This window comes from Roseomonas sp. SRI_022 (assembly GCF_057586215.1).
Window position 1 is genome coordinate 159902 of record NZ_JBYCZL010000006.1, and the last position, 26072, is coordinate 185973.

A 26072-nucleotide genomic window follows, 5' to 3' on the forward strand; every position below is an offset into this window, starting at 1 on the left:
CGGTCAGTAGGTGCGTTCGTTCGCGCCGATCCGCTGCGTGGCGCCACCGCGAGCCGCCTCGACCGCGCGCGCGACGGCGGCGACGTAGTCTTCCGCGACCTCCCGATGGATCGGGTTCAGATGCAGGTGGATGCCGTCAGGTTCCTGCTGACGGCCGACCAGCCAGCCCTCGGCATCGAGCGCAGCGGCGACCTTGCCCACATCCAGCGCCGGATCGCTGGCGCGCCAGACGAAGATGCAGAGGTCGGAGGGTTCGAGGATGGCCAGGCCCGGAATGGCGCCGATGCCCGCGGTCATGATGGCCTTGGCCTCCATGATCAGCCGCGCGCAGCGGAGATAGCCCTCATCGCCGAGGAAGTTCATCGCCGCCCAGGCCGCCGCCACCGCGCCGCCCGGCCGAGTGCCCTGCGTGGTGTAGGCGGCATAAGGCCCGCGCTGCCAGGCGCGGCTTTCGAATTTGTGCCATTCGCGATCCGCCGCATCGGCGACCAGCAGCAGCGACGCCCCCTTCGGCGCCATGCCATGCTTGTGGATATCGGCGGACAGTGACGTGACGCCCGGCACCGAGAGTTCGAAGGCCGGCACGGCATGCCCGAGGCGTCGCACGTAAGGCGCGAGGAAGCCGCCTACGCAGGCATCGACATGCATCCAGCTGCCACGGTCCGCGGCCAGTGCGGCGAGGCGCGCGATCGGGTCGAAGGTGCCGAAGGGGTAGTTCGGCGCGGAGCCGACGATCGCGACGGTATCCGCATCCATCCGCGCGGCCATCGCATCGACATCGGCGCGCAGGTCGGGGCCGATCGGCACGCGGCGCACTTCCATGCCGAGTGCCTCCGCCGCGCGATCGAAGGTCAGATGCGCGCTGTTTGGTAACACGATGTTCGGCCGCGTGACATCGCGCTGCGCGCGCGCCTTGTTCCGCGCTGCCATCATGGCGAGGAAAATGCTCTCCGACCCGCCGGAGGTGAAGGTGCCCCCTGCCCGCTCGCCGCCGCCGAGCAGCGACAAGGCCATGGATATGACCTCGTCCTCGATCGACTTCAGCGAGGGATAGGCGCGCTGGCCGAGATTGTTCTCGGTCCAGAAGGCGAGATAGGCCTCCTGCTGGACGCGTTCGAGTTCCTCATCCAACCAATAGAAATAGACGGCGAGCCGGCCGCGGCGCCAGTCGCGATCACCGGCCTTGCGCGCGGTGAGTTCGGCCATGAGATCCGCTCGGGCGCGGCCGGTGGCAGGCATGGCGGTCATGGCGATTCCTTCCCGGGATTGGCGCGCAGCAGGGCGAGGACCTCAGTGTCCTCCAACTGATGAAAGTCGGCGTAGCAGGCGCCGATGCCGAAGGGGATGTCGTGAATCTCGGCGCAGATGATGCGCTCACAATCGGCCGCGAGGTCCGCGATACTGTCGGCGGGAGCCACCGGAACGGCGAGGATCAGTGGCCCGGCGCCCTGATGACGCAAGGATCGCAGCGCGGCGCGGGCGCTCGCACCAGTCGCCAGCCCGTCATCCACCAGGATAGCGGTACGCCCGCGCGGGTCCGGGCGGTGCAGCCCGGCCAGGTACAGCGCGGCGCGACGGCGCAGCTCCTGTTCCTCCTGCGTCTGGACCGCGGCGATCTGGGCGCCCGTCAACCCGCAGGCGCTGATGACGGCGGGGTTCAGGATGGGCTCGGGCGCGCCCTCGGCCAGCGCGCCGAAGGCCAGTTCCGGGTTCCAGGGCACGCCAAGCTTGCGCACCAGGAAAGGCATCAGCGGCGCGCCGAGCGCCTCGGCAATCGGGGCAGCAACCGCCGCCCCACCGCGCAGAAGGCCGTAGACGATGGGATCGCGCGGATGGAGATCTGCGAGCAGCGACACCAGACGCTGCCCGGCGGCCCGCCGGTCCTGGAACAGGGTGGCGGGCCGGCGCGCCATCAGCGCAGCGAGGCGTTGACCTTCGCCAGCGCATCCACGCCAGGGCAGAGTTCCGCATCGCTCAATGCATTCAGCGGCCCACTGACGGTGCCGAGATTGTCGTGCAGGGCGGAGGGCTCCGGATCGACGTAGATCAGGCCGGTGACGATCTCGCCGGCCGCCTTGCGTTCCATCAGGTAGTGCATGGCGGATGCGCGGTCGGTCGGGTCGTGCCCGTCATGCAGCTTGCGCAGGCGCAGGATGCTGCCGTCATGCTGCACAACCTCTGTCAATGCGCCGGGCGCGTAGGACGCCGTGATCTCCTGCCGCGGCAGCATCACGTCCAGGCGGTTCAGCGCATCATTGTGCTCGCGCACATAGTCGTAGGACTTCGTGCTGCCCGGATGGTTGTTGAAGGCGACGCAGGGGCTGAGGACATCGATGAAGGCAGCACCCTGGTGCAGCAGCGCGGCCTCGATCAGCGGCACGAGCTGGTCCTTGTCGCCCGAGAAGGAGCGCGCGACGAAGGTGGCGCCAAGCTGGACGGCCATGGCGGCGAGGTCGATCGGCTGGTCGGAATTGACCGTGCCCTTCTTCGCGACGGACCCCTTGTCGGACGTCGCGGAGAACTGCCCCTTCGTCAGCCCGTACACGCCGTTGTTCTCGACGATGTAGGTCATGTTCACGCCGCGGCGGATGGAATGCGCGAACTGCCCGAAGCCGATCGACGCGCTGTCGCCATCGCCGGACACGCCGAGATAGATCAGCTCTCGGTTGGCAAGGTACGCCCCGGTCAGCACCGAGGGCATGCGCCCATGCACGGAATTGAAGCCATGCGCGGCGCCGAGGAAGTAGGTCGGCGTCTTGGACGAACAGCCGATCCCCGACAGCTTGGCGATGCGATGCGGCGGGATGGCCAGGTTGAAGCAGGCCTGGATGATCGCCGCGCTGATCGAATCATGTCCGCAGCCGGCGCAGAGCGTGCTGATCGCACCTTCATATTCGCGCCGCGTCAGCCCGACCGCATTGGTCGGCAGCATCGGATGGTGCAGCTTGGGCTTTGGCAGGAAGCTCATGGCGTGGCCTTGCGGAAGGGCAGGACATTGGCCGAGGACGCACGATCGGCGATGGCGGCCTGGATGAAGCGGGCGGTGATCGGTGTGCCGTCGTAGTGCAGCACCGGCACCAGCTTCGCCGGATCGATCTCTTCCTCGTTCACCAGCAGCGTACGCAGCTGCGCGTCGCGGTTCTGCTCCACGACGAAGACGCGGTCATGGGCGGCGATGAAATCGGCCACATCCTGGTGGAAGGGAAAGGCGCGGATGCGCATGGCGTCGAGATGCACGCCCTGGGCTTCGAGCGCCGACAGCGCCTCCTTCATCGCGGCGGAGGTCGAGCCGTAGTAGATGACACCGTCGCGCGCCTTTTCCTTCGCGGCGCGGGTGACGGGGCGCGGCACGAGCGACTTCGCCGTGTGGAACTTCTTCAGCAGCCGTTGCATGTTATCGACATAGGGGCCGCCATCCTCGGTGTAGCGCGCTTCCCGGTCGCGCGAGGTGCCGCGCGTGAAGAACGCCCCCTTCTCCGGATGCGTGCCCGGCCAGGTGCGGTAGGGAATGCCGTCCCCATCCACGTCGCGATACCGCCCGAAGCCTGCCACCATGTCGAGATCCGCGGCGGTCAGCACCTTGCCGCGATCCATCTTGCGGTTCGGGTCCCAGGTGAAGGGCTCGCACAGCCAGTCATTCATGCCGATGTCGAGGTCGAGCATGACGAAGATCGGCGTCTGTAGCCTGTCGGCGAGGTCGAAGGCATCCGCACCGAAGGTGAAGCACTCGCTCGGGTCTTCAGGCAGCAGCATGACGTGCTTGGTGTCGCCATGGCTGGCATAGGCCGCGGAGAGCAGGTCCGATTGCTGCGTGCGCGTCGGCATGCCAGTGGACGGTCCCGCACGCTGCACGTCGAACAACACGGCGGGGATCTCGGCGAAATAGGCGAGGCCGAGGAATTCCTGCATCAGCGACACGCCGGGACCGGAGGTTGCGGTGAAGGCGCGCGCACCGTTCCAGGCCGCACCGATCACCATGCCGATCGACGCAAGCTCATCCTCCGCCTGCACGATGGCGTAGCGCTTCTCCCCGGTCCCGGGGTCCTTGCGCAGGCGGGTGCAGTACTTCTCGAAGGCTTCGGCCAGTGAGGTGGAGGGCGTGATCGGATACCAGGCGCAGACCGTCGCCCCGCCATAGACCGCGCCGAGCCCCGCTGCGCCGTTGCCATCGATGAAGATGCGGTCGCCCACCTTGTCGGCGTGCTTCAGCGTCAGCCCGATCGGGCATTGCAGGTTCGCCTGCGCCCAGTCGCGACCCATCTCCAACGCCGCGTAGTTCGCCGGGACGAGTTTCTCCTTGCCCTTGAACTGCGCCGCGATGGAGGCCTTCACCGCCTCCACATCCATGTCGAGCAGCGCCGACAACGCGCCGAGATAGACGATGTTCTTGAACAACTGCCGCTGCCGCGGGTCGGAATAGGCGTTGTTGGTGATCTCGGTCAGCGGGCAGCCGATCACCGTGATGTCGTCGCGGAACTTCGACTTTGGCATCGGCCGCGTCGAATCATAAAACAGGTAGCCGCCGGGCTCGATCTCGGCGACGTCACGGTCCCAGGTCTGCGGGTTCATCGCGACCATCATGTCCACGCCGCCGCGCCGGCCCATGTGGCCAGCCTCGGAGACGCGCACCTCGAACCAGGTCGGCAGGCCCTGGATGTTCGAGGGGAAGATGTTGCGCGACGCGATGGGCACGCCCATGCGCATGATGGATTTCGCGAAGAGCCCGTTGGCGGAGGCGGAACCCGACCCGTTGACGTTCGCGAATTTGACGACGAAGTCGTTCGTCGCGGTTATCGGCTGTGGCATGCGTGCGCCTTCGGCTTCGCGGTCTCGAGCAGGAACTTCTGCATGTCCCAGGCACCGGTCGGGCAGCGCTCGGCGCACATGCCGCAGTGCAGGCAGACGTCCTCGTCCTTGACCATGACACGGCCCGTCTTCAGGCCATCCTGAACGTAGAGATCCTGATAGGTGTTCACCGCCGGCGCCTTGAGGCGCGTGCGGAGATCATCCTCCTCGCCATTCTCGGTGAAGGTGATGCAATCCGTCGGGCAGATGTCGACGCAGGCATCGCATTCGATGCAGAGCTTCGCCGTGAAGACGGTCTGCACGTCGCAGTTCAGGCAGCGCTGCGTCTCGTGATACGCCATCTCCCGATCGAAGCCGAGTTCGACCTCCGCAGTGATGTCGCGCAGCGATTTCTCGGTCGGCAGATGCGGCACCTTGAAGCGCAGATCGAGCGAGACCTCGTTGTCATAGGCCCATTCGTGGATGCCCATCTTCTGGCTGGCGATGCGCGTCTCCGGCGGCGGGCGGTTCGCCACATCCTCGCCACGGCAGAACAGGTCGATCGACACCGCCGCGTCGTGGCCATGCGCCACGGCCCAGATGATGTTCTTCGGGCCGAAGGCCGCATCGCCGCCGAAGAAGACCTGCGGCAACGTCGATTGCAGCGAGGCTTCGTTCAGCTTCGGCAGGCCCCAGCGATCGAATTCGACGCCAGCGTCGCGTTCGATCCAGGGAAAGGCATTCTCCTGCCCGATCGCCACCAGCACGTCGTCGCATTCGATGGTGACGTCCGGCTCGCCGGTCGGCTTCAGGCTGCGGCGGCCCTTCTCGTCGTATTGCGCGGCCACCTTCTCGAAGACCATGCCGGTCAGGCGGCCATTGTCGTGCAGCACTTCCTTCGGCACCAGGAAGTTGAGGATCGGGATGCCTTCATGCATCGCGTCCTCCTTCTCCCAGGGGGAGGCCTTCATCTCCTCGAAGCCCGACCGCACGACGACCTTCACGTCATCGCCACCAAGGCGACGCGCCGAACGGCAGCAATCCATCGCCGTGTTGCCGCCGCCAAGCACGATCACGCGCTTGCCGATCGACGTCACGTGCCCGAAGGACACCGAAGCGAGCCAGTCGATGCCGAGGTGGATGTTCGCCGCCGCTTCCTGGCGGCCGGGCACATCGAGCTCCCGCCCGCGCGGCGCACCGGACCCGACGAAGACCGCGTCATAGCTTTCGGCCAACAGCCCCTTCAGGCTGTCCACGCGCCGGTTCATGTGGCTAACCACGCCGCCGCGATCGAGGATGTAGCCGCATTCCTCGTCGATCACTTCCTCTGGCAGGCGGAAGCGTGGGATTTGCTGGCGGATGAAGCCGCCGGCCTTCGCCGCGCCGTCGAAGACGTGGACCTCATAGCCCAGCGGGGCGAGGTCGCGCGCGACGGTCAGGCTCGCCGGGCCGGCGCCGATGCAGGCGATGCGCTTTCCGTTCCGCTGCTCGGGGATCGGCGGCATGCGATGGCTGACATCGCCCTTGTTGTCGGCGGCGACGCGCTTGAGGCGGCAGATCGCGACCGGTTCCTCCTCCACCCGGCCGCGCCGGCAGGCGGGCTCACAGGGGCGGTCGCAGGTGCGGCCGAGGATTCCGGGGAAGACGTTGGACTGCCAGTTGACCATATAGGCGTCGGCGTAACGCCCCGCCGCGATCATCCGGATGTATTCCGGCACCGGCGTATGGGCCGGGCAGGCCCATTGGCAATCGACGACCTTGTGGAAATAGTCCGGGGACGCGATGTCCGTCGGCTTCACGCGCGCTGCCTCCCTTGGGCTGGATGCCGTCTGGCGAGGAAGGAAACGCTGCTTCCCTGATGATCCGCAAAACTGCGACCGGCAACGGGCCGCCGCTCAACTGCCATAGGCATTCCTGTTGGTCACTCCCTGCCGTTCAACGGCTTGGGGCAATGCTGCCCCAAGGCGCATGTATCGGCAATGCGGTGATTCTTGTTGCAATGCAGCGTGCTCAGGCCTCGAGGAATACCGTCTCCCCCTCGCCCTGCAGGCGGATGTCGAGACGCCAGGTGCCGGCCGCTTCCTCGCGCGCGACGAGCGTACCGCGGCGCGCCTGCGGCACCAGGGCAAGGACGGGGTCCTCGGCCAGCAATGGGTCGCCGGCGAAATAGGCGCGCGTCGTCACCCCAGCCATCAGCCCGCGGGCGAAGATGGCAATGACGATGTGCGGGGCCTGGGTGCTGTTGCCCCGCCCCGGCACCGCGCCCGGCTTCACTGTCGCAAAGCGAAAAGTGCCGGCGGCATCAGTGGCGCAGCGGCCGAAGCCATGGAAGTCGGAATCATAGCGGCCATCCGCATCGGCCTGCCAGATCTCGACCATCGCATCGGCCACCGCGGCGCCGGCGCCGTCGGTGATGCTCCCGGTCAGGATGATGCGCTGCCCCGTCGCCCCGGCATTGGGTCCATCCACGCGGAGCAGATCGGCCCATTCCGGAAAGTCGATCATATGCCAGAAGGGGCCGGCGGTCTGGCTTGCCGTCGCATGCGTCATGTCAGGCATTCTCGAAGGGGGTGGCCGCGCGGCCGCGCAGGACAATGTCGAAGCGGTAGCCGAGCGCCCAGTCGGGCTGCATCAGGTCGGGGTCCAGAACCGAGACCAGGCGATTGCGCGCCGCCGCGTCGCCGCCCCCCTGGAACACCGCGTCGAGGGCGAGCAGCGGGTCGCCGGGGAAATACATCTGCGTGATCATGCGCTGCGCGAAGCCATTGCCGTGCAGCCCGAAATGGATGTGCTGCGGGCGCCAGCCCGGCCCCGGATTGCGCCAGGGATAGGCGCCGGGCTTGATGGTGGTGAAGCGATAGGTCCCGTCCTCATCGGTGAAGACCCGTCCTCGCCCGAGGAAATTCGGGTCAAGCGGCACATCGTGCTGGTCCCGCGCATGGTGGTAGCGGCCGGAGGCATTGGCCTGCCAGACCTCGACCATGGCCCGGGGAACCGGGCGGCCGTTCTCGTCTGTCACGCGGCCTGCGACGATGATGCGCTCGCCCATCGCAGTCTTGCCGTCCACGATCGAAAGGTCGGCATGCGGTGCATACCACGGCGTCGCGAAACGGGGCGCGGAGGCTTCGGTCAGCGTGGTCGGGATACGGATCGGCGCGGCATCAGGATGCCGCTTGCCGGTGCTCAGGTAGCTCGGCAGGTCGAGCGGTGGCTGGCTGCCTGCCTCGACTGGCCGATAGGGGATCGGGTCCGCCATGGTGTTTCCTCCCTCGTCAGGGCGGACGGTGGAAGCGGCGCCGCCCGCCCGTCAATCTTCTTCGCGCAGGATGCGCACGGCCGCGAGCAGGGCGCGTTCGTATCGCGCCCGTTCCTTGGCCGTCACATCCGCCGGCCAGTCCCGGAACCCCCGGCCGGTCTTGGGGCCGAGCCGGTTCTCCGCCACCAGCCGCGCCAGCGTCGGGCTGGGATCAGGGCTGTTGCAGAGCGAGGGGTAGATGGTTCTGCCCGCTTCCAACTGTGTCTCCAGTCCCGCCAGTTCCTTCTGCGTGATCGGCCCGGCGGCGAGGTAGCGGAAGCCGAAGCAATAGCGCACGGCGTTGTCCACATCCTCGGCCGAGGCCAGGCCCTGGTCGATCACCGAGAAGGCTTCCCGCATCAGCGCATGCTGGATGCGGTTGGCAAGGAAGCCCGGAACGTCCCTCGCCACCCGGATCACCTTACGGCCGAGCCCATCCATGATGGCGGCGACCGCATCGCAGATGGCGGGGTCGGTGTGCTCGCCCTGCACGACCTCCACGCCCGGCACCAGATGCGCCGGCAGGAAGAAGTGCAGGTTGGCGCATCGCGCGCGCGTCGCGATATGCCCGGCGATGTCGGTGATGCGGTAACCGGACGCGTTCGAGACAACCGCGATGTCCGGCGGCACCAGCGTGTCGAGCTGCGCGAACAGCGCCTGCTTCAGCGCGAGCTTCTCCGGGATCGCCTCGACGACGATCTCGGCGGAGGTGTAGTCGGGCGCCTCGGCCGAGGCCAGGAGCGTCAGATGCGCGGCTTCGGCGACATCGCCATCAAGTTGTCCGATGGAGGCCCGCACGCGCGCCTCGGCCTGCGGCCAATGCCCCGCGTTGGGCTCCACCGCGGTGACGCGCCAGCCGCCGGCGAGGAAGATCGCCGCGATATCGCAGCCCATCAGGCCCATGCCGATGATCACGGCATGGCGGCGTTGCACGCTCATGCCGCGATTCCCCCCTGGCGAAGGACGAAATCTGCGATCTCGGCAACGCCTTTGTTGTCCTTGAGATTGGTGAAGACAAAGGGCCGCGCGCCACGCATCCTGCGCGCGTCGCGGTCCATCACCGACAGATCCGCGCCGACCAGCGGCGCGAGGTCGATCTTGTTGATCACCAGTAGGTCTGACCGCGTGATGCCCGGCCCGCCCTTGCGCGGGATCTTGTCTCCCGCGCTGACGTCGATGACGTAGATGGTCAGGTCAGCCAGTTCCGGGCTGAAAGTGGCGGCGAGGTTATCCCCGCCGCTTTCGATGAACAGCACTTCGAGGCCGGGGAATTTCTCGGTCATGTCGTGCACGGCGGCCAGGTTGATCGAGGCATCCTCGCGGATCGCCGTGTGCGGGCAGCCGCCGGTCTCGACACCGGCGATGCGCGCGGGGTCCAGCGCGCCGGCGCGGGTGAGGAATTCCGCATCCTCCTTGGTATAGATGTCGTTGGTGATGACCGCGATGTCGTGACGGTCGCGCAGATGCTTGCACAGGCGCTCGGTCAGCGCGGTCTTGCCGGAGCCGACGGGGCCGCCGATGCCAACGCGGAAGGGGCCATTGGCCGTCCGATGACCGGAGCGCGCCTCGCGCGCGGAGGTCTGAATCGGCCGGCCGGAATCCGAAGCGCTCATGACCTGAATAGCCTTGTGTACTGGGTTTCGTGTCTGATCGAGAACAGGTCGAGCGCCGGGCTTGCCGTGCCGAGCCGCTCGAGATCGGCAGCCAGGGCGGCATCCGCCGCCGCAGCGACCACCGACAGCAGCGCCGCCGTCGCCATCTGCCCGTCCGTTTGACCGAGCGGCACCAGCCTTACCCCGGCCGAGACCAGGTTGGCCGCAAAAGCCGAGAGATAGCCGAAGGCCGCGTCCCGCAACCCGACGCCATGCGCCGCCGCCGCCGCACCGAAGGCGACGGCATGGACGATCCGGCGCGGATGCCGTGCGGCGAAGGCGGCCAGCCGCGGTTCCGGCCAGGCGGCAAGCGTGACCGACAGGAAGGCCGTGCCCTGTGCCTCGGCCTCCAGCGCGGTTTCCGCCGTGCCGCGCCAGGCGGCGCCGAGTTCCGCCACCCTATCCAGAACGCGCGGCCTGCCCGCCGCCATGGCGCGGTGCGCGGCCGCCAGCAGTGCCCCATCGACGCGCCCTGCCCCGTCCCGTAGCGCCGCGGCGACGTAAGCGACGAGATCGGCGCGGTCGCGCACTGCGCCGTCCTCCACCGCCGTCTCCAGCCCATGGCTGTAGGTATAGGCGCCGACCGGATAGGCCGGCGAAAGCCAGGCCAGCAGCCGGTAAAGCGCCTCAGTGCTGGTGGTCGCAGTGTTCGTGGTCGTGGTGATGGTGGTGGTCGCCGTGATCGTGGTGGTGGTGCTGGTGCCTATGGCCCGGGTTGTGGTTGTGCTCGCCATAGGCCCCGCCTTCCGGATCGAAGGGCGCGTCCACCTTGCGGACCGTCGCCCCCAACCCTTCCAGCATGTGGACGATAACATGATCATCGCGGATCAGCAGGCGCTCGCCGTCGATCTGCGTCGGCAAATGGCGGTTGCCGAGATGCCAGGCGAGGCGCGCGAAATGCTCATGGTTCGTCGCCGTGATCTCGACCAGCGGCTCCGGCGCCGCCTTCACCCGCACATAGCCGCCGGTCGCCAGCGCCAGCCCGTCACCCTCCCGCAGCACCGTCGCCTCGGGAAGATCGAGCAGGAAGGCGAGCCCACCCTGCCCCGTGTAGAGCTTCCTGCGACGGAAGCGATCATCGAAATCCACCAGCACGGCGTCGCGTGCCTCCGCTTCCGGCCAATCGCCGACACGATGGACGGTCGTTGCGCGGGGAATGTTCTCCTGGTCCATCGTCAGCCTCAAAACAGGAAGTAACGCTGCGCCATCGGCAGCACCTTGGCTGGTTCGCAGACCAGCAACACGCCGTCCGCGCGCACTTCGTATGTCTCCGCATCAACCTCGATGCGTGGCAGCGCGTCATTGTGGAGCATGGACCGCTTTGAAATGCCGCCGCGGCAGTTCCGCACGGCGGCGAGCGGCCGGCTCAGCCCGATCTGCCCGCCGATATCGGCTTCCAGCGCGGCCTGGGAGACGAAGGTGAGCGCCGTTGCGGTGCGTGCCTTGCCGAAGGCGCCGAACATCGGGCGGTAGTGCACCGGCTGCGGTGTCGGGATGGAGGCGTTCGGGTCGCCCATCAGCGACATGGCGATAGCCCCGCCCTTCAGCACCATCTCCGGCTTCACGCCGAAGAAGGCCGGCGACCACAGCACGAGATCGGCGAGCTTGCCGGTCTCGATGCTGCCGACGTGATCGGCAACGCCCTGGCTGATCGCCGGATTGATCGTGTATTTCGCGACGTAGCGCAGCGCGCGACGATTGTCGTTGTCGCCCTTCTCCTCCGGCAGCCGGCCGCGCTGGACCTTCATCTTGTGGGCGGTCTGCCAGGTACGGATGATGACCTCCCCGACACGGCCCATCGCCTGGCTGTCGGAGGACATCATCGAAATCGCGCCGATGTCGTGCAGGATGTCCTCGGCCGCGATCGTCTCCTTGCGGATGCGGGATTCGGCGAAGGCGACATCTTCGGCGATATGCGGGTCGAGGTGATGGCAGACCATGAGCATGTCGAGATGCTCATCCACCGTGTTCACCGTATAGGGCATGGTCGGGTTGGTGCTGGACGGCAGGATGCAGGCTTCGCCGACCAGCCGCAGGATGTCCGGCGCATGCCCGCCACCCGCGCCTTCGGTGTGGAAGGCCTGAACGACGCGGCCGCGGATCGCCTTGATCGTCTCCTCGACGAAGCCGGATTCGTTCAGCGTGTCGGTATGGATCGCGACCTGTATGTCCATCGCATCGGCCACCGACAGGCAGGTGTCGATCGCCTTGGGCGTGGTGCCCCAATCCTCGTGCAGCTTCAGGCCGCAGGCACCGGCCTTGATCTGTTCCTCCAGCGCGGCCGGCAGCGCGGCATTCCCCTTGCCGAGGAAGCCGAGATTCATCGGGAAGGATTCCGCCGCCTGCAACATGCGCGCGAGGTGCCATGGCCCCGGCGTGCAGGTGGTGGCGAGCGTGCCATGCGCCGGCCCGGTCCCGCCGCCGAACATCGAGGTGACGCCGGATGCCAGCGCCTCCTCGATCTGCTGCGGGCAGATGAAGTGGATGTGTGGATCGATACCGCCGGCGGTGAGGATCTTGCCCTCGCCGGCGATGATCTCCGTGCCCGGGCCGATGATGATGGTGACGCCCGGCTGCGTATCCGGGTTACCCGCCTTGCCGATCGCCGCGATGCGCCCGTCCCTCAGCCCCACATCCGCCTTCACGATGCCGGTCACGGCATCGAGGATCAGCGCATTGGTAATGACGGTGTCCATCGCGCCATCCGCGCGCGTCACCTGCGACTGGCCCATGCCGTCGCGGATGACCTTGCCGCCGCCGAACTTCACCTCCTCGCCATAGGTGGTGAGGTCGCGCTCCACCTCGATGACGATGTCGGTATCCGCCAGCCGCACGCGGTCGCCAGTCGTCGGGCCATACATGCCGGCATAGGCGGCGCGGGAGATGCGTGTCGCCATGCTCAGAGCGCTCCTTCCGTTTCGCCGCGAAAGCCGTGCACGGTGCGGGTGCCGGCGAAATCCACCAGCCGCACGCGGCGCGTCTGGCCCGGTTCGAAGCGCACCGCGGTGCCGGCGGCGATGTCGAGCCGCTTGCCGCGCGCCGCGTTACGGTCGAAGCGCAGCAACGGGTTGGTCTCGGCGAAGTGGTAGTGGCTGCCCACCTGCACCGGGCGGTCTCCCGTGTTCGCCACCTCGATCTCGATGGCGGCACGGCCGGCGTTGAGTTCGATATCCCCGGCGGCGGGGAGGATCTCGCCCGGGATCATCGGCGGGCTCCCTTCGGCTTCGCCTTGGGTTTCGTCGTCCTGGCAGTGGGCTTCTTCTTCACCGCCGGCCCGGCCTTCGCGGCGACACGTGACGCAGGCTTCTTCGCGCCCGGCTTCGCCCTCACCGGAACCGCGTCGCGGATCGGTTCATGCACCGTCACCAGCTTGGTGCCATCCGGGAAGGTGGCCTCGACCTGGATCTCGGCGACCATCTCGGCGATGCCCTCCATCACCTGGTCGCGCGTCAGGACCTTCGCGCCATCGCGCATCAGCTCGGCCACGCTGCGCCCGTCGCGCGCGCCTTCCACCACGAAATCGGTGATCAGCGCCACCGCCTCGGGGAAGTTCATCTTCAACCCGCGATCGAGCCGGCGGCGCGCGACGATCGCCGCCATCGCCACCAGCAGTTTGTCCTTTTCCCGAGGCGTCAGGTTCATCCGTTTGCGCTCCTCCGCCGGCCGCCACGACACGCAGCAAGGCGCGCGACGCGCAGCAAGACGCGCGCCATCATGGCCAGGCCCGGTTCAACACGTCCACACCCGCGGCAGGACCGGCGCCGCCCCCAGCACCCGCGATCGCAGCAGGCGAATACCATCGGCCACCCCGTCGCGGACCGCCGCCGCACCGCCCAGCCAGCGCAGCAGCAGCACACCGGGCCGCGGCAGCGTGGCAGCGATGCCGGCCTCCCGCGCTGCGTCGCGCGCCTCGGTCAGCGGCGCGTGCGACACCACCAGCAGCGTCGCGCAGGCCTGCGCAGCGGCGAAGCCGAAGCGGTCATCCAAACGCGCCCGCATCCCTTGCCCCAACGCCAGGCCATCCGCCCACAGCAGCGCCCCGCCGCGACTGACCCGCCAGATATCGGCCAGGCTGCCCTCGCGCAGCGCCTCACCACGCGCGTGGCGGCCGAAGACGAGCATCTCGGACAGCAACAGCGTCGCATCCGGCGCGACGTCCACATCCAGCCGCCGAGCCAGCCGCGCGCCGTCGAACAGAATCGTCTCCTGCGGCAGCCATTCCAGCGTCGCACCGGCGGCGATATCGAGCTGCGTCGCGATGCAGGTTTCCGCACCCAGGCTGCGATAGATCTTCTCGGCCGCCGGCGTACTGACCACGGCATGTGCACCGGCATCCAGCGCCACATCCACCGTCACCGAATCCCCGCCCGCCAGCCCGCCCGCCGTGTTCACCAGCGCAGCGAGTGGCGGCTCCCCCGGCTCGGGATCGGGGAACAGGATCCGCATCGGTGCGGCCTGGTGCAGGTCGATCAGCCGCGTCGCACCACGCGCCACCGCGAAACGCAGGGCGGCACCGCCCCGCGAGCGTTGATGGGTGACGACTGCAACGACGGGCAAAGACATCGCCGCCACCCTGCCATGGCGCGGCGATGTTGCAAGGCAGGGCGCATTGCACGCCGCATGGGCAATTGCCGCCCATGCAGCGGGCAGTCAGCGAATCAGGCGTTCGGCCGCAGCATCTGGCGCAGGACGCTGCCATCGGAGAGCAGGTCGAAGCCTTCGTTGATCTGGTCGAACGTGATGTGGCTGGTCTTCAGCTTGTCCACCGGCAGCTTGCCGCGCCGATACAGGCCAAGCAGCCGCGGCAGGTCGCGTTCCGGCACGCAGGACCCCATGTAGGACCCGCGGATCGAGCGTTCCTCGCTGACCATGGAGGCGTGCAGGTACGACACCTGCGCGTTGATGTTGGGCAGCCCGGCGCTGATCGTCTCGCCGCCGCGCGCGGTGATGGCGATGGCGAGTTGCATGGCCGGGATGGACCCCGCCGTCTCGATAACGGTGTCGAGGCCGCCATCCGTCGCCTCGCGCACCTGCGCCGCGCAATCCTCGTTGCCGGCGAGGAAGACGTCGGTCGCACCCCATTGCTTCGCGAGTTCCAGCTTCTGCGGGTTGGTGTCGATGGCGACGATGCGCTCAGCCCCTGCCGCGACGGCACCGAACAACGCATTCATGCCGACGCCGCCGAGCCCGACCACGGCGACCGCCTCGCCGGCCTGCAGGCCCGCGGTGTTCAGCACCGCGCCCGCGCCGGTCATCACCGCGCATCCGAAGATCGCCGCATCGTCCAGCGGGATGTCCTTGCCGATCTTCACCGCCGAGCGCCGCGCCACCACCGCATACTGCGCATAGAGCGACAGACCGGAGTTGTGATTGATCGGCGTGCCGTCCAGCCGCTTCAGCCGCCGCGTGCCGGTCGGCAATTGTCCCGCCGCGCGGAAGACGTTGCCGGTCGGGCAGATGTTCGGCCGCCCCCGCACGCAGTATCGGCAATTGCCGCAGGACGGCGCGAAGACGGTGACGACGTGGTCGCCCTCCTTGAGGTCCGTCACGCCGGGCCCGACTTCACGCACGATGCCCGCGCCCTCATGCCCGATGACGATGGGCAGCGGGCGCGGGCGCTGGTTCTCGATGGTGGACAGGTCGGAATGGCACAGGCCAGCCGCCGCGACCTCGATCAGCAATTCGCCCGGTCCCGGCGGATCGAGCTCGACCTCCTCGACCACCATCGGCAGGGATTTGGCGTAGGGCCGGGGAAGCCCCTGTTCGAACAGGACGGCGGCCTTCATGCGCATGTGGCGTTTCCTCCTAGGTGTTCGTCGCGGCGCGCCATTCGGCGATCAGCGCATCGGAGGCGCGCGCCATGTCCTCGGTCCCGTTGTAGCCATGGAAGGACACGCGGACCCGGCCGCGCCCGTTCCAGGCCAGCACGCCACGGCGTTCCATCCCGGCGACGATCGCCGCGGCCTGCGGCGACTGCACGCAGACGCTCGCGCCATGGTGGCGCGGGTCGGACGGCGTGGTGGACGGAATGCCGGCTTCGGCCAGCCGCGCCAGCATGGCAACCGTCAGCGCCTGCACATGACGCTCGATCGCGGGCGTTCCGAAATGCTCCAGGTAGTCGAGCGCACCATCCAGCACATAGAGCCCGAGATGCGCGGGATTGCCACGCGTGAAGCGGCCGGCGTCGGGCAGCAGTTCCGGCGCACGCGACCAATCCGGCCGACCCATGGATGCGATCGAATGCCACCCCGCGGTGCCGGGCGCCCAGCCTGGCTGCCGCGCACGGTTCCAGAACCCGATCGCCGTGCCTGTCGTCCCTAGCAGCCACTTGTAGGTGGCAGAAAACGCGAAATCGGCGACGGACGCGTCGATCGGCATCCAGCCCGCGCCTTGCGTGAAATCCACCACCAGCAGCGCGCCAACCCGATCCGCCGCCGCGCGCAGCGCGACCAGGTCGTATCGGGCTGCGGTAAGGAAGGAAACAGCGCTGACCGCGATCATGCGCGTGCGCGGCGTCACGGCCGCGGCAACGGTGGCCGGTTCCAGCATCGGCGCGAAGCGCAGCGTCACGCCCCACTGCGCGAGCGGCGCCGCGACGGAGGGATATTCGTCGGGATCGACCAGCACCTCATCGCCATCCCGCCAGCCGATGCTCTCGACAATCATCGAGACGCCCTCGGCGACCGAGGAGACGAAGCCGATATCGCCGGCCTCCACGCCGAACAGCCGCGCGGCTCGTAGCCGTGCGGAGGCCATCCGCTCCTCCTGCCGCGCGCGGCCGGGGGAGCCGACCGACTTGTCCTCGGCATAGGCCGCGAAGGCTGCATCGTGGCGACGCAGGAACGGCGTCTCGCCCGCCGCGCAGACATGCGCGACGCCGGGCGGGATGCGGAAATCAGCGGGGTCGAACAGCGGATCCATCAGATGATCGGCGCGTCCTCGGGATCGATCGCCCGCTTCACGAAGCCGTCGGCGAGCGGGGCGTATTCCTCCCACAGCGCGCGCAGCTTCGGGATCGGACCCTCCGCCTTGTCGATTCGCAGATCGACATAAGGGAAGCACTCGCGGTCCACCACCGTCAGGCTGGCGGAGGTTACGTCGCCGTGCTCGCCACCCGCGGCCTCCCCGGCCTCCAGCGCGCGCACCAGGCGTTCGGCGAGCGGTTGCTCGGCGCTGGCCAGGAAGGCTTCGGCCATCGCAACGGCCACGCCTTCGGTTGCCAGGATATTGCCCAGCGCGACGACATCCTTGCCATGCGACACGCTGCGCGAAGGCTTCACCCGTTCCCCGTCGAAATGCGCGGTCCGTCCCTGCGCATCCATCACCGCGATCTGCCGCCAGCGATGGTCGGGGGTGGAGGCCACCAGCGCCGCCACCGTCTCCGCCGCCGAGCAGCCCGACCGCAACAGGTCGAGCCCGCGCGGCCCGAGCCGCGGATCGGTGCGGTGCTGCGTCAATACGCCGCCGAGCCCGGCAGCCAGGAACGGCACGCGGGTGCCGACCGCGATCGAAGATGTCGTCACCGCCGCACCGAACTGCCCCGTTCGCGCACACCGTCCAAGCAGAGAAAAGGTCATGCCGGTCCCTTCGGCGTCATCGCCGCATTCAAGGCCGCTGCGCGCGCGACGTCCAGGGCGTGCCTTGGACAAGTCGGGCGGGGCTGGCATGATGGCTGTGCTCGCGCGAATGGGAGGCAGAATTGGCCAGTTTCCGCACAACACTCATGGCGGCAGCCGTCGCGCTGCTCGGCTTCCAGCAGGCCGCCGAGGCGCAGCAACCCGCGCCCTCCGGCAACCTCCGCATCGTGCTGGTCAGCCCGCTGCCGAGCCTCGATCCGGTCGTCTCGACCTCGGCCATCGTCCGCAACCATGGCTTCCTGGTCTATGACCAGTTGTTCGGCCTCGACAGCCAGAGCGTCGCGCGGCCGCAGATGGTCGAGAGCCACGAGGCTTCGGCCGATGGCATGACGCACCGCTTCGCCTTGCGCGAGGGCCTCGCCTTCCATGACGGCCAACCAGTGCGCGCGGCCGATGCCGTCGCATCGATCCGCCGTTGGGGCCAACGCGACATCGCCGGCCGCGCGCTGCTCGCCGCCACCGCCGCACTGGATGTGGTGGACGACCGGACGTTCACCCTGCGCCTGTCCCGCCCCTTCGGTCTCGTGACGGAAGCGCTGGCGCGTTCGACCGCGAGCGCGCTGTTCATCATGCCGGAGCGCATCGCGAATACGCCAGCGAACACCTCGATCACCGATGCGACGGGGTCGGGCCCCTTCATCTTCCGAGCGCAGGACTTCCTGCCCGGTGAGCGCGCCGTCTATGTCCGTAACCCCGCCTATCGCCCGCGCAGCGAACCGGCGGATGGGCTGGCCGGCGGCAAGGTGGTGATGCTCGAACGCGTAGAATGGCTCGGCATCTCCGACCCAGCGACGCAAGCCGCCGCGCTGCAATCGGGTGAGATCGACTTCATCGAGCAGCCTTCCCCGGACGTGATGCCGGTGCTTCAGCGCAACCGCAACATCCGCACCTTCGCGCTGAACCCTGTGGGCTCCATGGTCTGGTTGCGGCCGAACCACCACATCCCGCCCTTCAACGATCCGCGCGCACGCCAGGCGCTGCTGCATCTGGTGAACCAGGAGGAGAACCTGCAGGCGATCGGCGTGCCGCCATCCGAGCAAGTGCCCTATTGCCCCGCCTACTTCCTCTGCGGCACGCCGCTGGAAAGCTCGGCAGGCGCCGAGGGCCTGCGCGCCGTCAATATCGAGCGCGCGCGCGCTCTGCTGCGGGAGGCCGGCTACAATGGCGAGCGCGTGGTGTTCCTCAACGCCGCGGACTGGTCGGCGAACAATGCCGTGGTGCTGACCATGGCGGCGAATATGCGCCGCGCCGGGCTGAACATGGATGTCGTCGCCTCCGACTGGGCGACGGTGACGCAGCGGCGCAACCGGCGGGAACCGATCGACCAGGGCGGATGGAACCTGTTCGTGACGATCGCGAATGTGCTCGACTCGCAGAACCCGCTGGTGAACGTGTATCTCGCCGCGACCTGCGAGGCGGCGCCGGCCGGCTGGCCCTGCGATGCCGAACTGGAACGCCTGCGCGCCGCCTGGTGGGAGGAAGCCGATCCCGCGAAGCGCCGCGAGATCCTGGAACGCGTCCACGCTCGCGCCTACCAGGCGCTGCCGTATATCAATGCCGGGCAGTACCGCACGCTGACAGCGCATCGCGCCAATGTCGAAGGGCTGCGCCCGACGATCATCCCGGTCTTCTGGGGCGTGACCAAGCGATGAGCACGATCGATAACACGAACGCCGGATACCGCTTCATCCCCGCGGTGACGCAGTATTCCGGTGGGGTCGCCGCCCTGCCCGGCTTCCGGCTGGAACGCGTGCGCTTCGCGAACCCGGTGCCGATGGCGGAGGGCTGGCGCCGGATCGCGGCCCACCTGGCGACCATCGGCCGTCCGCGCACGGCCTTCGCGGCCTGCGAATTGCGATCCCCCGCACCGTTCAGCGAGGATGGCTTCCGCGTCTTCAACACCGGCTATGCGACAGTGCTGGGCCAATGGGGCATCCTGCGTGATGGCCATAACCCCGTCGCGCGCAGCAATGTCTGCCCGCGCGTTGCCCCACCCGCCGAACCAGGCTTCCACGCCTTCTGCTACACCGTGCCGGACGCCGATGCGGCACCATCCTTCGTCGTCGCCGGCAGCGGTGAATCGGTGGAGGGCAAGGGCACCTATCGCGAGAACACGGTCGCCTATGGCGACACCTCGCCCGAGGGCATGCTGAAGAAGGGCCGCCATGTCCTGGGCGAGATGGAACGCCGGATGGCACTGCTCGGCTTCGGCTGGGGCGCGACGACGGGGGTGCAGGCCTACACCGTCTACCCGATGCCGCCGGCCTTGACGGAGGAGGTCGTCGCCCGCGGCGCTGCCCGCCATGGCCTGACCTGGCAGCATTGCCGCCCGCCCGTCGAGGGGCTGGACTACGAGATGGACTGCCGCGGCGTCATGGCAGAACGAGTTCTGCCCGGCTGAACGTGGCGAGGCGCGCCGCGAGGAAGGCCTCGACAGTGGGGAAGGTATGGCGCACCGCATGCGCCGCACCTTCCACCCAGTCCATCCGAGGATGACAGCCGGCGGCGCGCAGATTGGCCTCCAGCGTCCGCATACGCGCGATGCGCGTCCTGCCTGACCGCCTCACCGCGTTCATCAGCCGCGGATCGCCCTGCGGCACCGCAATCTGGTCCAGGGCGGTATCCCTGGTGCCGATGACGAGTTGGATCGCCACGTCCCGGATGGCCCCGATGTCAGGCTCGCGGCCGAAGGTGGCGACGAAGTCTCCCGTACCGGCCCACCAGGGCAGGCTGTCGTCCAGCAGCGTGATGTAGCCCGGTGCACCGATCGAGACCGTGTCCAGGCGGTCCGCATGCAACAACAGAAACCGCAGGACGAACTGCGCACCGCCCGAGTAGCCCGTCATGATGAAGCGGTCGATGGCGAGCGGCAGGCGCGTTGCCGCATCCGCGACCATCGCGAGCAGCGCCAGATCGTAGCGTACGCCACGGAAGACGCACAGCTTGTAGCCCGGCTCGTCATCGGGCGCGACGGCGCCAATCGGGAAGAGCGGAGCCAGCACCACCGCGCCGGTCCGGTCGCACAGCGGCGCATGCAGGGTGCGGATCACCTCCGGACGCCGATCGCTGCCATGCATGGCGACGATCAGCGGCGCCGGCCCCTCCGGCCGCTGCCTCGGGACGTAGAGGCAGTAGGAAAAGCCGGGAAGGCCCGGGGCGGCATAATAGGGCGATCGGCCCGCCGGTGGCGGATGCCAGACGGGCCACCCATTCATATCGGATCGCGCACCAAGGGGGAGGTCGAGCAATGGATGCCGCCACCACCCAGATAGACCTTGTCGTAATTGACCAGCCGCACGCTGATGCCTGCCTTGTCCAGCGCTTCCTGCGTGCGTGGTCCGACCTGGTCGCTCATAAGCACGCGGCCCGGCGCAACGGCAAGGCAGTTGATCGCCCAGGACGGGTCCTGGTGGTTCAGCGGGATCATGCGGATGCCCAGCCGCTTCAGCTCCTCCATGAAGACGAAGGGCAGCGTCACGGGGTTCACCAGCGCGACATCGTGGTCGATCATCACGAAGGCGCCGTCGATATGTAGGCGGTAGCCGGGGATCTGCACGCGGATCAGCCGCGTGCCCTGGACGGCCAGCACCTCCTCGACCTGGCGCGCGCCCTCTTCATTGACGCGGGAGGAAATGCCGATCACCGCAACGTCAGGCTGGACATAGGCGAAGGACCCGCCCTCCATCAGCCCCGTGCCGTGGATGGTGCGCAGCACGGGCATGCCGAGCGCGCCGAGCGTTTCCGTGACCGGACGTTCCTCGCCGCGGCGGATGCGCGGGCCCATGCGGGTGACGATGGCACCGCCATCCACCGCGATGCAGGAATCGCGCGTGTAGATGGATTTGTGCCGCCCCGGCGCGGTGCGGTTCAGCATCACCACCTCGACGCCTTCCTCGCGCAGCGCAGCGGCAAGCGCGTCATGCTGCGCCTGCTGGTCGGCGAGTGTCGGGATCACCTCCCCGCGCCAATAGGCCCCCGTCGCGGGGTCGCCATAGGCGCCGAGTTCGGGGATCAGCGGCAGGGTCTCGAGGACCTTCATCTCCTCGCCAGGACGGTGCATCAGCACCACGCGCAGCCGGCCGATATCGGAATTGCAGCCCCAGCGGCGACCCCAGCCGAAGACCTGTTCCGCCTCGCTGTTGAATGCGGGCTCGGCTTCGCTGGCGAAGCGCTCGATCAGCATGTTGTATCGGTGGTCGAATTCGGACATCGCGCTGGACATGGCGCGTCTCTCCCGGTTCCTGGTTGAAGTCAGCCTTCGCTGCGGCGACGCAGGGCGCGATCGGCCATCAGCAGCAGCAGCGTGAACAGAATCAGCAGCACGGCCACCGCCGCCATGGCGGGGTCGAGATTCTCGTTGATGCCATCCCAGATCCGCCGCGGCAGGGTGAAGACATCGCGCGATGCGATGAACAGCACCATCACCAGTTCGTCCCAGGAATGGATGAAGGCGAAGATCGCGCCCGAGAAGATGCCCGGCGCGATGCGTGGCAGGATCACCCAGCGCAGCGTCTGCGACAGGGATGCACCCATGCCACGCGCCGCCTGCTCCAGCCGCGGATCGAAGGCCGCGAGTGCGGTGGAGACGGTGATCACCACATAGGGAATCCCCGTCACCCCATGCGCAATCACCACGCCAAGGAAGCGGTCCAGCAGCCCGAGCGGCCCGAAATACCGGTACAGCCCGATCGCATAGACGATCGACGGGATGATCAGCGGCAGCAGCATCAACACGCGCACCAGTTCTGTCGAGCGGCGGGAGATGCGCCAGCACCCGATGGCGCAGAGCGTGCCCGCCGTGACCGATAGCACGGTCGCCGCCACAGCGATGGTGAAGGACTGCCAGATCGACCCGAGCCATTCCGGCGAGGTCAGCACGGTAGCGAAGTGCCGGAAGGAGATGCCGTCCTGCGGCAGCGACAGGTAACGCTGGTCGGTCAGCGCCACCGGCAGGATGATCAGGATCGGCAGCACCAGATAGGCCGCCGTGGCCCAGGCGATGCCGCGTCCCGCCGGCCCGGGGCTGTATGTCCCGTCCATCGCGTCAGGCCCCCGCCCCGAAGATGCGCCGCAGGTCGACGATGCGGGAGAACACCGCGAGCGTCACCAGGATCGCCAGCACCAGCACCGTCGCCATCATCGTCCCCAATCCCCAGCGGATCAGGTCGAGGATCTGCAGGCTGATCCATTCAGCGACCATCAGCGTCTTGCCGCCACCCAGGATCGCCGGCGTGATGTAGAAGCCCAGCGAGAAGATGAAGACCAGCACGCCGGCCGCGATCACGCCCGGCATGGACAGCGGCAGGAAGACACGGCGGAATACCTCGCCGCGACTTGCCCCGAGGCCGCGCGCGGCGGCCAGCAGCCGCGGATCGATCTCCCGCATCGAGGCCAGCATCGGCAGTACGGCGAAGGGCACCATGTAGTGCACCATGCCGACCACGATGCCGAATTCATTCCAGACCAGCGGCAGCGGTTCGCTGATAAGCCCCGCATTCATCAGCGTGTTGTTCACCAGGCCCTGCCGCCGCAGCAGCGTAACCCAGGCAAAGGCGCGCACCAGCACGGAGATCCACAACGGCACCAGCACCGCTAGGATCCACCATCCACGCGCGCGGGGCGAGGACAGCGTGATCGCATAGGCGATCGCATAGCCCAGAAGCAGCGCCAGCACGGTGGTGATGCCGCAGATGCGCAGCGTGGTGAAGATCACCCGCTGCACGGCGCCGGACGTCAGGATGCGCTCATAGTTACCGAAGCCGGGTTCTGGCTCCGTGACGCTGATCGCCAGCACCTGCACGATGGGCGCGATGTAGAAGGCCAGCAGCAGCGCGAAGGCCGGCAGGATCAGCAGCCACCAGCCGATGCCGAGGCGGCCCGTGGTGCTCACGTCAGGTCCTCCGCGACCGGGACAGCGGCCTCGGCGGCCCAGCCCAGGCGCAGTGACAGCCCCTCCGCAGGGGCAAAGGCCGATCGCCAACTCGGCAGGTTGGCGCGGATCTCGCCAAGTTCCGTCGTGCCGATGCGCAGCGAGAAGCCCGCCCCGAGATAGGCCCAGGCAATGATGCGGCCTTCGACGACGTTGTCCGCCTCCTCGCCTTCCCCGAGCACCGTGATCTTCTCCGGACGCAGCGAGAGCAGGCTGCGCGTCCCCGCCGCCGGCGCCGCCGTCCCGGCCGACAGCGCCACGGCAAGCCGCGCGCCCCCCGCTTCCAGCGTGAAGCCACCCGGATGGGGCTGGCGGACCGTGCCTTCGAGGAAGTTCGACTTGCCAAGGAAGTCGGCGACGAAGCGCGTGCGCGGCCGCTCGTACAAATCCCCTGGCGCGCCGGCCTGCACCAGCTTGCCGTGATTGAGGATGGCGATGCGGTCGGACAGCGAGAGCGCTTCCTCCTGGTCGTGCGTCACATTGACGAAGGTGCGTCCGACCCGGCGGTGCAGCGCCTTCAGTTCCTCCTGCAATTCCGCGCGCAGCTTCTTGTCGAGTGCCGAGAGCGGTTCGTCCAGCAGCAGCAGATTGGGATCGAAGACCAGCGCGCGGGCCAGTGCCACGCGCTGCTGCTGCCCGCCAGACAACTGCTTCGGCAGCCGCTCGGCGAAGGCGCCGAGTTGCACCAGGTCGAGTGCCGCGCGCACCTTCGCATCGCGTTCCGCCCGCGACATCCCGCGCACGCGCAGCGGGAAGGCGACGTTTTCCGCGACTGTCATGTGCGGGAACAGCGCATAGCCCTGGAAGACCATGCCGAAGTTGCGCTTCTCGGGCGGCAGCGGCGTGATGTCCCGCCCGTCGAGCAGCACCGCACCCTCGCTTGGCGCGACGAAGCCCGCCACCGCCATCAGGATCGTCGTCTTGCCCGATCCGGACGGGCCGAGCAGCGTCAGGAACTCCCCCTGCCCGACCTCCAGCGACACATCATCGACCGCGACGAAGCTGCCATATCGCCGCGTCAGCCCGCGCAGGCCGAGCGCATGCCCCGTGGCCGCGCTCACGTCCTGTAGTCCGGCTGCTCGCGGTCGAGTTTCCGTCGCAGCGCCTGCCAGGGCAGCCAGCCCTTGGTCGGGCCCGTTCCGAACTGCGCCCGCGCGCGCTGCACCACGCCGGCCGGCGGCACCGCCAACGGCACGCCCGAGGATTGTGCCGCGAGTTGGATGCGGCAGGCCTGCTCCAGGTAGTGCATCCAGTAGAAGGCCTCGGCGACGGTCCGGCCGACCGTCAGCAGCCCATGGTGGCGCAGGATCATGCAGGGCCGCTCGCCAAGGTCCTGCACCAGCCGGTCGCGCTCGGACAGGTTGTCGTCCGCCGCGATGCCCTCGTAGTCATGCAGCGCGACGCGATCGTCGAACTCCATGCTGATCTGATTCAGCGGCAGCAGCCCGCCCGACTGCGCCGCCACCGCCATGCCCGCGAGCGTATGCGTATGCATGACGCACATCGCCGATTCACGGGCGCGGTGCACGGCGGAATGAATCACGAAGCCCGCCGGGTTCACCGGCCAGGATGTCTCCTGCAACGGCTCACCCTCGGCATCCACGGCCACCAGGCTGCTCGCGGTGATCTCCTCGAACAGTAGGCCATAGGGGTTGACCAGGAAGCGGTGCCCTGTCCCCGGCACGCGCGCGGAGAGATGGGTGAAGACAAGGTCCGTCATGCCGAACAGCGCGATCAGGCGATAGGCGGCGGCGAGATCCTCGCGCACCTCCTGTTCGGTCTGGATGCGGTCGGGGTCCGGCTTCACCGGCGGCGGCGGGAGGGCCATCAGTAGCCTCGCTCGGGGACGTAGAGGTTGGGCAGCGCTTCGCCGCGTTCGAAGCGCGCGATGCAGCCTGCGACGTAGCGCGCGCGTTCCTCGCGGCTCGGCGTGCTCGCGGCATGTGGCGTCACGGTGATGCGCGGATGCGCCCAGGCCGGGCTGTCGGCCGGGAGTGGTTCCGTCTCGAACACGTCGAGCATGGCGCCAGACAACTGGCCGGAATCGAGTGCGGCGATGATGTCGGGCAGCACCTGATGCGCACCGCGCCCGACCTGCACGAGCCCCGCGCCAGGCGGCAATTGCGACAGCAGCGGCGCGGCGATCAGCCCAATCGTCTCCGGTGTCGCCGGCAGCAGGCAGACCAGCACGTCGCTGCGCGCGAGGAAGGCTCCCTGCTCCGCCGGGCCGGCGAAACACTCCATGCCGGGCACGATCTTGTGTGTGCGCGACCAGCCGATCACGGGGATGCCGAGCCCGCGCAGCATTTCCGCCGCGCGCAGCCCCATCGCGCCGAGGCCCATGATACCGACTGTCTTCGCCGCCGCGGCGAAGTGCGGATCGAAGGCATCCCATTCGCGCTTCGCCTGGCCGATCGCCATGCGCCGCGCATCCTTGTTCAGCGACAGCACCGCCCAGCAGACGAATTCGCCCATGCGCTGCGTCGCCTCCGGCGGCACGCAGCGTACCAGCGGCAGGTGCTTCGGCAGATGCGGGTCGGTGACGATGGCATCCACGCCGGCGCCCGAGCCAAAGATGGCGCGCAGTCGCGGCAGGCTCGCGAGCCGTCCCGGCTCGGGATCCCACACCAGTGCATAGTCGACCGCGGCGGGATCCAGCGTCGGATCGTCCCACCAGCGCAGTTCGAGATCGGGCGCAACTTCGGCAAAGCAGGCGCGCCACTCCGGCAGCGCCTGCTCACCCCCAGACTTGACAACCAGGATCACGGGCCGGC

General features: G+C 68.2%; 26 protein-coding genes and 1 pseudogene. 2 read left to right on the top strand and 25 right to left on the bottom strand.

Annotated features, from left to right (window positions below):
- Nucleotides 1-3: 3 nt before the first annotated feature.
- From AC2YHJ_RS07980 to AC2YHJ_RS08065, 18 genes and pseudogenes are all read right to left on the bottom strand, one after another.
- Entirely contained in the window at nucleotides 4-1248 is a 1245-nt protein-coding gene (locus AC2YHJ_RS07980; RefSeq protein WP_487395191.1) for a pyridoxal phosphate-dependent decarboxylase family protein, read from the bottom strand.
- Nucleotides 1245-1913, bottom strand: coding sequence for a phosphoribosyltransferase (locus tag AC2YHJ_RS07985; protein WP_487395192.1), 669 nt, complete (start codon nucleotides 1911-1913; stop codon nucleotides 1245-1247). The genes AC2YHJ_RS07980 and AC2YHJ_RS07985 overlap by 4 nt, the downstream gene beginning before the upstream one ends.
- Nucleotides 1913-2968: a 2-oxoacid:ferredoxin oxidoreductase subunit beta gene (locus tag AC2YHJ_RS07990; protein WP_487395193.1), complete on the bottom strand. Its 1056-nt coding sequence runs from the start codon at nucleotides 2966-2968 to the stop codon at nucleotides 1913-1915. The genes AC2YHJ_RS07985 and AC2YHJ_RS07990 overlap by 1 nt, the downstream gene beginning before the upstream one ends.
- Nucleotides 2965-4806, bottom strand: coding sequence for a 2-oxoacid:acceptor oxidoreductase subunit alpha (locus AC2YHJ_RS07995; RefSeq protein ID WP_487395194.1), 1842 nt, complete (start codon nucleotides 4804-4806; stop codon nucleotides 2965-2967). The genes AC2YHJ_RS07990 and AC2YHJ_RS07995 overlap by 4 nt, the downstream gene beginning before the upstream one ends.
- The gene (locus AC2YHJ_RS08000) at nucleotides 4791-6584 is read right to left on the bottom strand and encodes an FAD-dependent oxidoreductase (protein ID WP_487395195.1); all 1794 of its coding nucleotides are present in this window, start codon (nucleotides 6582-6584) and stop codon (nucleotides 4791-4793) included. Before AC2YHJ_RS08000 ends, AC2YHJ_RS07995 begins: the two co-directional genes overlap by 16 nt.
- Before the next feature lie 211 nt (nucleotides 6585-6795).
- Nucleotides 6796-7335, bottom strand: a complete 540-nt coding sequence (pcaG, locus tag AC2YHJ_RS08005; protein WP_487395196.1) for a protocatechuate 3,4-dioxygenase subunit alpha — start codon at nucleotides 7333-7335, stop codon at nucleotides 6796-6798.
- Nucleotide 7336: 1 nt separating this feature from the next.
- Complete coding sequence (locus AC2YHJ_RS08010; RefSeq protein ID WP_487395197.1) at nucleotides 7337-8041, bottom strand: dioxygenase family protein; 705 nt, start codon at nucleotides 8039-8041, stop codon at nucleotides 7337-7339.
- Nucleotides 8042-8092: 51 nt separating this feature from the next.
- Nucleotides 8093-9019 carry a 3-hydroxyacyl-CoA dehydrogenase NAD-binding domain-containing protein gene (locus tag AC2YHJ_RS08015; protein ID WP_487395198.1) on the bottom strand — a complete coding sequence of 309 codons (927 nt, stop codon included), beginning with the start codon at nucleotides 9017-9019 and terminating at the stop codon, nucleotides 8093-8095.
- Nucleotides 9016-9693 carry an urease accessory protein UreG gene (ureG, locus tag AC2YHJ_RS08020; RefSeq protein WP_487395199.1) on the bottom strand — a complete coding sequence of 226 codons (678 nt, stop codon included), beginning with the start codon at nucleotides 9691-9693 and terminating at the stop codon, nucleotides 9016-9018. The genes AC2YHJ_RS08015 and ureG overlap by 4 nt, the downstream gene beginning before the upstream one ends.
- Nucleotides 9690-10466: an urease accessory protein UreF gene (locus AC2YHJ_RS08025; RefSeq protein ID WP_487395200.1), complete on the bottom strand. Its 777-nt coding sequence runs from the start codon at nucleotides 10464-10466 to the stop codon at nucleotides 9690-9692. Before AC2YHJ_RS08025 ends, ureG begins: the two co-directional genes overlap by 4 nt.
- Nucleotides 10360-10905, bottom strand: coding sequence for an urease accessory protein UreE (locus tag AC2YHJ_RS08030; RefSeq protein WP_487395201.1), 546 nt, complete (start codon nucleotides 10903-10905; stop codon nucleotides 10360-10362). Before AC2YHJ_RS08030 ends, AC2YHJ_RS08025 begins: the two co-directional genes overlap by 107 nt.
- Nucleotides 10906-10913: 8 nt before the next feature.
- Complete coding sequence (gene ureC, locus AC2YHJ_RS08035) at nucleotides 10914-12629, bottom strand: urease subunit alpha (protein WP_487395203.1); 1716 nt, start codon at nucleotides 12627-12629, stop codon at nucleotides 10914-10916.
- A gap of 2 nt (nucleotides 12630-12631) precedes the next feature.
- Nucleotides 12632-12937 (bottom strand): urease subunit beta, encoded by a 306-nt coding sequence (locus AC2YHJ_RS08040; RefSeq protein ID WP_487395204.1) that lies wholly within the window; start codon nucleotides 12935-12937, stop codon nucleotides 12632-12634.
- 137 nt (nucleotides 12938-13074) lie between these two features.
- A pseudogene (locus AC2YHJ_RS08045) lies at nucleotides 13075-13374 on the bottom strand (urease subunit gamma); the annotation flags it as partial.
- An 87-nt stretch (nucleotides 13375-13461) separates the two neighbouring features.
- Complete coding sequence (locus AC2YHJ_RS08050) at nucleotides 13462-14295, bottom strand: urease accessory protein UreD (RefSeq protein ID WP_487395205.1); 834 nt, start codon at nucleotides 14293-14295, stop codon at nucleotides 13462-13464.
- 95 nt (nucleotides 14296-14390) lie between these two features.
- Nucleotides 14391-15524, bottom strand: coding sequence for a zinc-dependent alcohol dehydrogenase family protein (locus AC2YHJ_RS08055; protein WP_487395206.1), 1134 nt, complete (start codon nucleotides 15522-15524; stop codon nucleotides 14391-14393).
- 13 nt (nucleotides 15525-15537) lie between these two features.
- Complete coding sequence (locus AC2YHJ_RS08060; protein ID WP_487395207.1) at nucleotides 15538-16653, bottom strand: aminotransferase class V-fold PLP-dependent enzyme; 1116 nt, start codon at nucleotides 16651-16653, stop codon at nucleotides 15538-15540.
- On the bottom strand, nucleotides 16653-17309 hold the full coding sequence (locus AC2YHJ_RS08065; RefSeq protein ID WP_487395208.1) for a DUF1028 domain-containing protein: 657 nt from the start codon (nucleotides 17307-17309) through the stop codon (nucleotides 16653-16655). Before AC2YHJ_RS08065 ends, AC2YHJ_RS08060 begins: the two co-directional genes overlap by 1 nt.
- 146 nt (nucleotides 17310-17455) lie before the next feature.
- On the opposite strand from AC2YHJ_RS08065, the gene AC2YHJ_RS08070 reads away from it, so the two are divergent.
- Nucleotides 17456-19021 (top strand): ABC transporter substrate-binding protein, encoded by a 1566-nt coding sequence (locus AC2YHJ_RS08070; RefSeq protein WP_487395209.1) that lies wholly within the window; start codon nucleotides 17456-17458, stop codon nucleotides 19019-19021.
- Complete coding sequence (gene cnbZ, locus AC2YHJ_RS08075) at nucleotides 19018-19770, top strand: 2-amino-5-chloromuconate deaminase CnbZ (protein WP_487395210.1); 753 nt, start codon at nucleotides 19018-19020, stop codon at nucleotides 19768-19770. Before AC2YHJ_RS08070 ends, cnbZ begins: the two co-directional genes overlap by 4 nt.
- Here cnbZ and AC2YHJ_RS08080 read toward each other — a convergent pair.
- The 7 genes from AC2YHJ_RS08080 to AC2YHJ_RS08110 are packed head-to-tail and all read right to left on the bottom strand — an operon-like array spanning nucleotide 19742 to nucleotide 26064.
- Nucleotides 19742-20584, bottom strand: coding sequence for an alpha/beta hydrolase (locus tag AC2YHJ_RS08080; RefSeq protein WP_487395212.1), 843 nt, complete (start codon nucleotides 20582-20584; stop codon nucleotides 19742-19744). The genes cnbZ and AC2YHJ_RS08080 overlap by 29 nt on opposite strands.
- Nucleotides 20581-21591 (bottom strand): dimethylarginine dimethylaminohydrolase family protein, encoded by a 1011-nt coding sequence (locus AC2YHJ_RS08085; RefSeq protein WP_487395213.1) that lies wholly within the window; start codon nucleotides 21589-21591, stop codon nucleotides 20581-20583. Before AC2YHJ_RS08085 ends, AC2YHJ_RS08080 begins: the two co-directional genes overlap by 4 nt.
- A 29-nt stretch (nucleotides 21592-21620) precedes the next feature.
- Nucleotides 21621-22409: an ABC transporter permease gene (locus AC2YHJ_RS08090; protein WP_487395214.1), complete on the bottom strand. Its 789-nt coding sequence runs from the start codon at nucleotides 22407-22409 to the stop codon at nucleotides 21621-21623.
- 4 nt (nucleotides 22410-22413) lie between these two features.
- On the bottom strand, nucleotides 22414-23259 hold the full coding sequence (locus AC2YHJ_RS08095; protein WP_487395215.1) for an ABC transporter permease: 846 nt from the start codon (nucleotides 23257-23259) through the stop codon (nucleotides 22414-22416).
- The gene (locus AC2YHJ_RS08100; RefSeq protein WP_487395216.1) at nucleotides 23256-24359 is read right to left on the bottom strand and encodes an ABC transporter ATP-binding protein; all 1104 of its coding nucleotides are present in this window, start codon (nucleotides 24357-24359) and stop codon (nucleotides 23256-23258) included. The genes AC2YHJ_RS08095 and AC2YHJ_RS08100 overlap by 4 nt, the downstream gene beginning before the upstream one ends.
- Complete coding sequence (locus AC2YHJ_RS08105) at nucleotides 24356-25126, bottom strand: class II aldolase/adducin family protein (protein WP_487395217.1); 771 nt, start codon at nucleotides 25124-25126, stop codon at nucleotides 24356-24358. Before AC2YHJ_RS08105 ends, AC2YHJ_RS08100 begins: the two co-directional genes overlap by 4 nt.
- Nucleotides 25126-26064 carry a 2-hydroxyacid dehydrogenase gene (locus tag AC2YHJ_RS08110; RefSeq protein ID WP_487395220.1) on the bottom strand — a complete coding sequence of 313 codons (939 nt, stop codon included), beginning with the start codon at nucleotides 26062-26064 and terminating at the stop codon, nucleotides 25126-25128. The genes AC2YHJ_RS08105 and AC2YHJ_RS08110 overlap by 1 nt, the downstream gene beginning before the upstream one ends.
- Nucleotides 26065-26072 lie beyond the last annotated feature (8 nt).

What these genes read in the sequence shown, in the direction of transcription:
- AC2YHJ_RS07980 (WP_487395191.1), bottom strand. Translation starts at nt 1,248, where the DNA reads ATGACCGCCATGCCTGCCACCGGCCGCGCCCGAGCGGATCTCATGGCC.
- AC2YHJ_RS07985 (WP_487395192.1), bottom strand. Translation starts at nt 1,913, where the DNA reads ATGGCGCGCCGGCCCGCCACCCTGTTCCAGGACCGGCGGGCCGCCGGG.
- AC2YHJ_RS07990 (WP_487395193.1), bottom strand. Translation starts at nt 2,968, where the DNA reads ATGAGCTTCCTGCCAAAGCCCAAGCTGCACCATCCGATGCTGCCGACC.
- AC2YHJ_RS07995 (WP_487395194.1), bottom strand. Translation starts at nt 4,806, where the DNA reads ATGCCACAGCCGATAACCGCGACGAACGACTTCGTCGTCAAATTCGCG.
- pcaG (WP_487395196.1), bottom strand. Translation starts at nt 7,335, where the DNA reads ATGACGCATGCGACGGCAAGCCAGACCGCCGGCCCCTTCTGGCATATG.
- AC2YHJ_RS08010 (WP_487395197.1), bottom strand. Translation starts at nt 8,041, where the DNA reads ATGGCGGACCCGATCCCCTATCGGCCAGTCGAGGCAGGCAGCCAGCCA.
- AC2YHJ_RS08015 (WP_487395198.1), bottom strand. Translation starts at nt 9,019, where the DNA reads ATGAGCGTGCAACGCCGCCATGCCGTGATCATCGGCATGGGCCTGATG.
- ureG (WP_487395199.1), bottom strand. Translation starts at nt 9,693, where the DNA reads ATGAGCGCTTCGGATTCCGGCCGGCCGATTCAGACCTCCGCGCGCGAG.
- AC2YHJ_RS08025 (WP_487395200.1), bottom strand. Translation starts at nt 10,466, where the DNA reads ATGGCGAGCACAACCACAACCCGGGCCATAGGCACCAGCACCACCACC.
- AC2YHJ_RS08030 (WP_487395201.1), bottom strand. Translation starts at nt 10,905, where the DNA reads ATGGACCAGGAGAACATTCCCCGCGCAACGACCGTCCATCGTGTCGGC.
- ureC (WP_487395203.1), bottom strand. Translation starts at nt 12,629, where the DNA reads ATGGCGACACGCATCTCCCGCGCCGCCTATGCCGGCATGTATGGCCCG.
- AC2YHJ_RS08040 (WP_487395204.1), bottom strand. Translation starts at nt 12,937, where the DNA reads ATGATCCCGGGCGAGATCCTCCCCGCCGCCGGGGATATCGAACTCAAC.
- AC2YHJ_RS08050 (WP_487395205.1), bottom strand. Translation starts at nt 14,295, where the DNA reads ATGTCTTTGCCCGTCGTTGCAGTCGTCACCCATCAACGCTCGCGGGGC.
- AC2YHJ_RS08055 (WP_487395206.1), bottom strand. Translation starts at nt 15,524, where the DNA reads ATGCGCATGAAGGCCGCCGTCCTGTTCGAACAGGGGCTTCCCCGGCCC.
- AC2YHJ_RS08060 (WP_487395207.1), bottom strand. Translation starts at nt 16,653, where the DNA reads ATGGATCCGCTGTTCGACCCCGCTGATTTCCGCATCCCGCCCGGCGTC.
- AC2YHJ_RS08065 (WP_487395208.1), bottom strand. Translation starts at nt 17,309, where the DNA reads ATGACCTTTTCTCTGCTTGGACGGTGTGCGCGAACGGGGCAGTTCGGT.
- AC2YHJ_RS08070 (WP_487395209.1), top strand. Translation starts at nt 17,456, where the DNA reads ATGGCGGCAGCCGTCGCGCTGCTCGGCTTCCAGCAGGCCGCCGAGGCG.
- cnbZ (WP_487395210.1), top strand. Translation starts at nt 19,018, where the DNA reads ATGAGCACGATCGATAACACGAACGCCGGATACCGCTTCATCCCCGCG.
- AC2YHJ_RS08080 (WP_487395212.1), bottom strand. Translation starts at nt 20,584, where the DNA reads ATGAATGGGTGGCCCGTCTGGCATCCGCCACCGGCGGGCCGATCGCCC.
- AC2YHJ_RS08085 (WP_487395213.1), bottom strand. Translation starts at nt 21,591, where the DNA reads ATGTCCAGCGCGATGTCCGAATTCGACCACCGATACAACATGCTGATC.
- AC2YHJ_RS08090 (WP_487395214.1), bottom strand. Translation starts at nt 22,409, where the DNA reads ATGGACGGGACATACAGCCCCGGGCCGGCGGGACGCGGCATCGCCTGG.
- AC2YHJ_RS08105 (WP_487395217.1), bottom strand. Translation starts at nt 25,126, where the DNA reads ATGGCCCTCCCGCCGCCGCCGGTGAAGCCGGACCCCGACCGCATCCAG.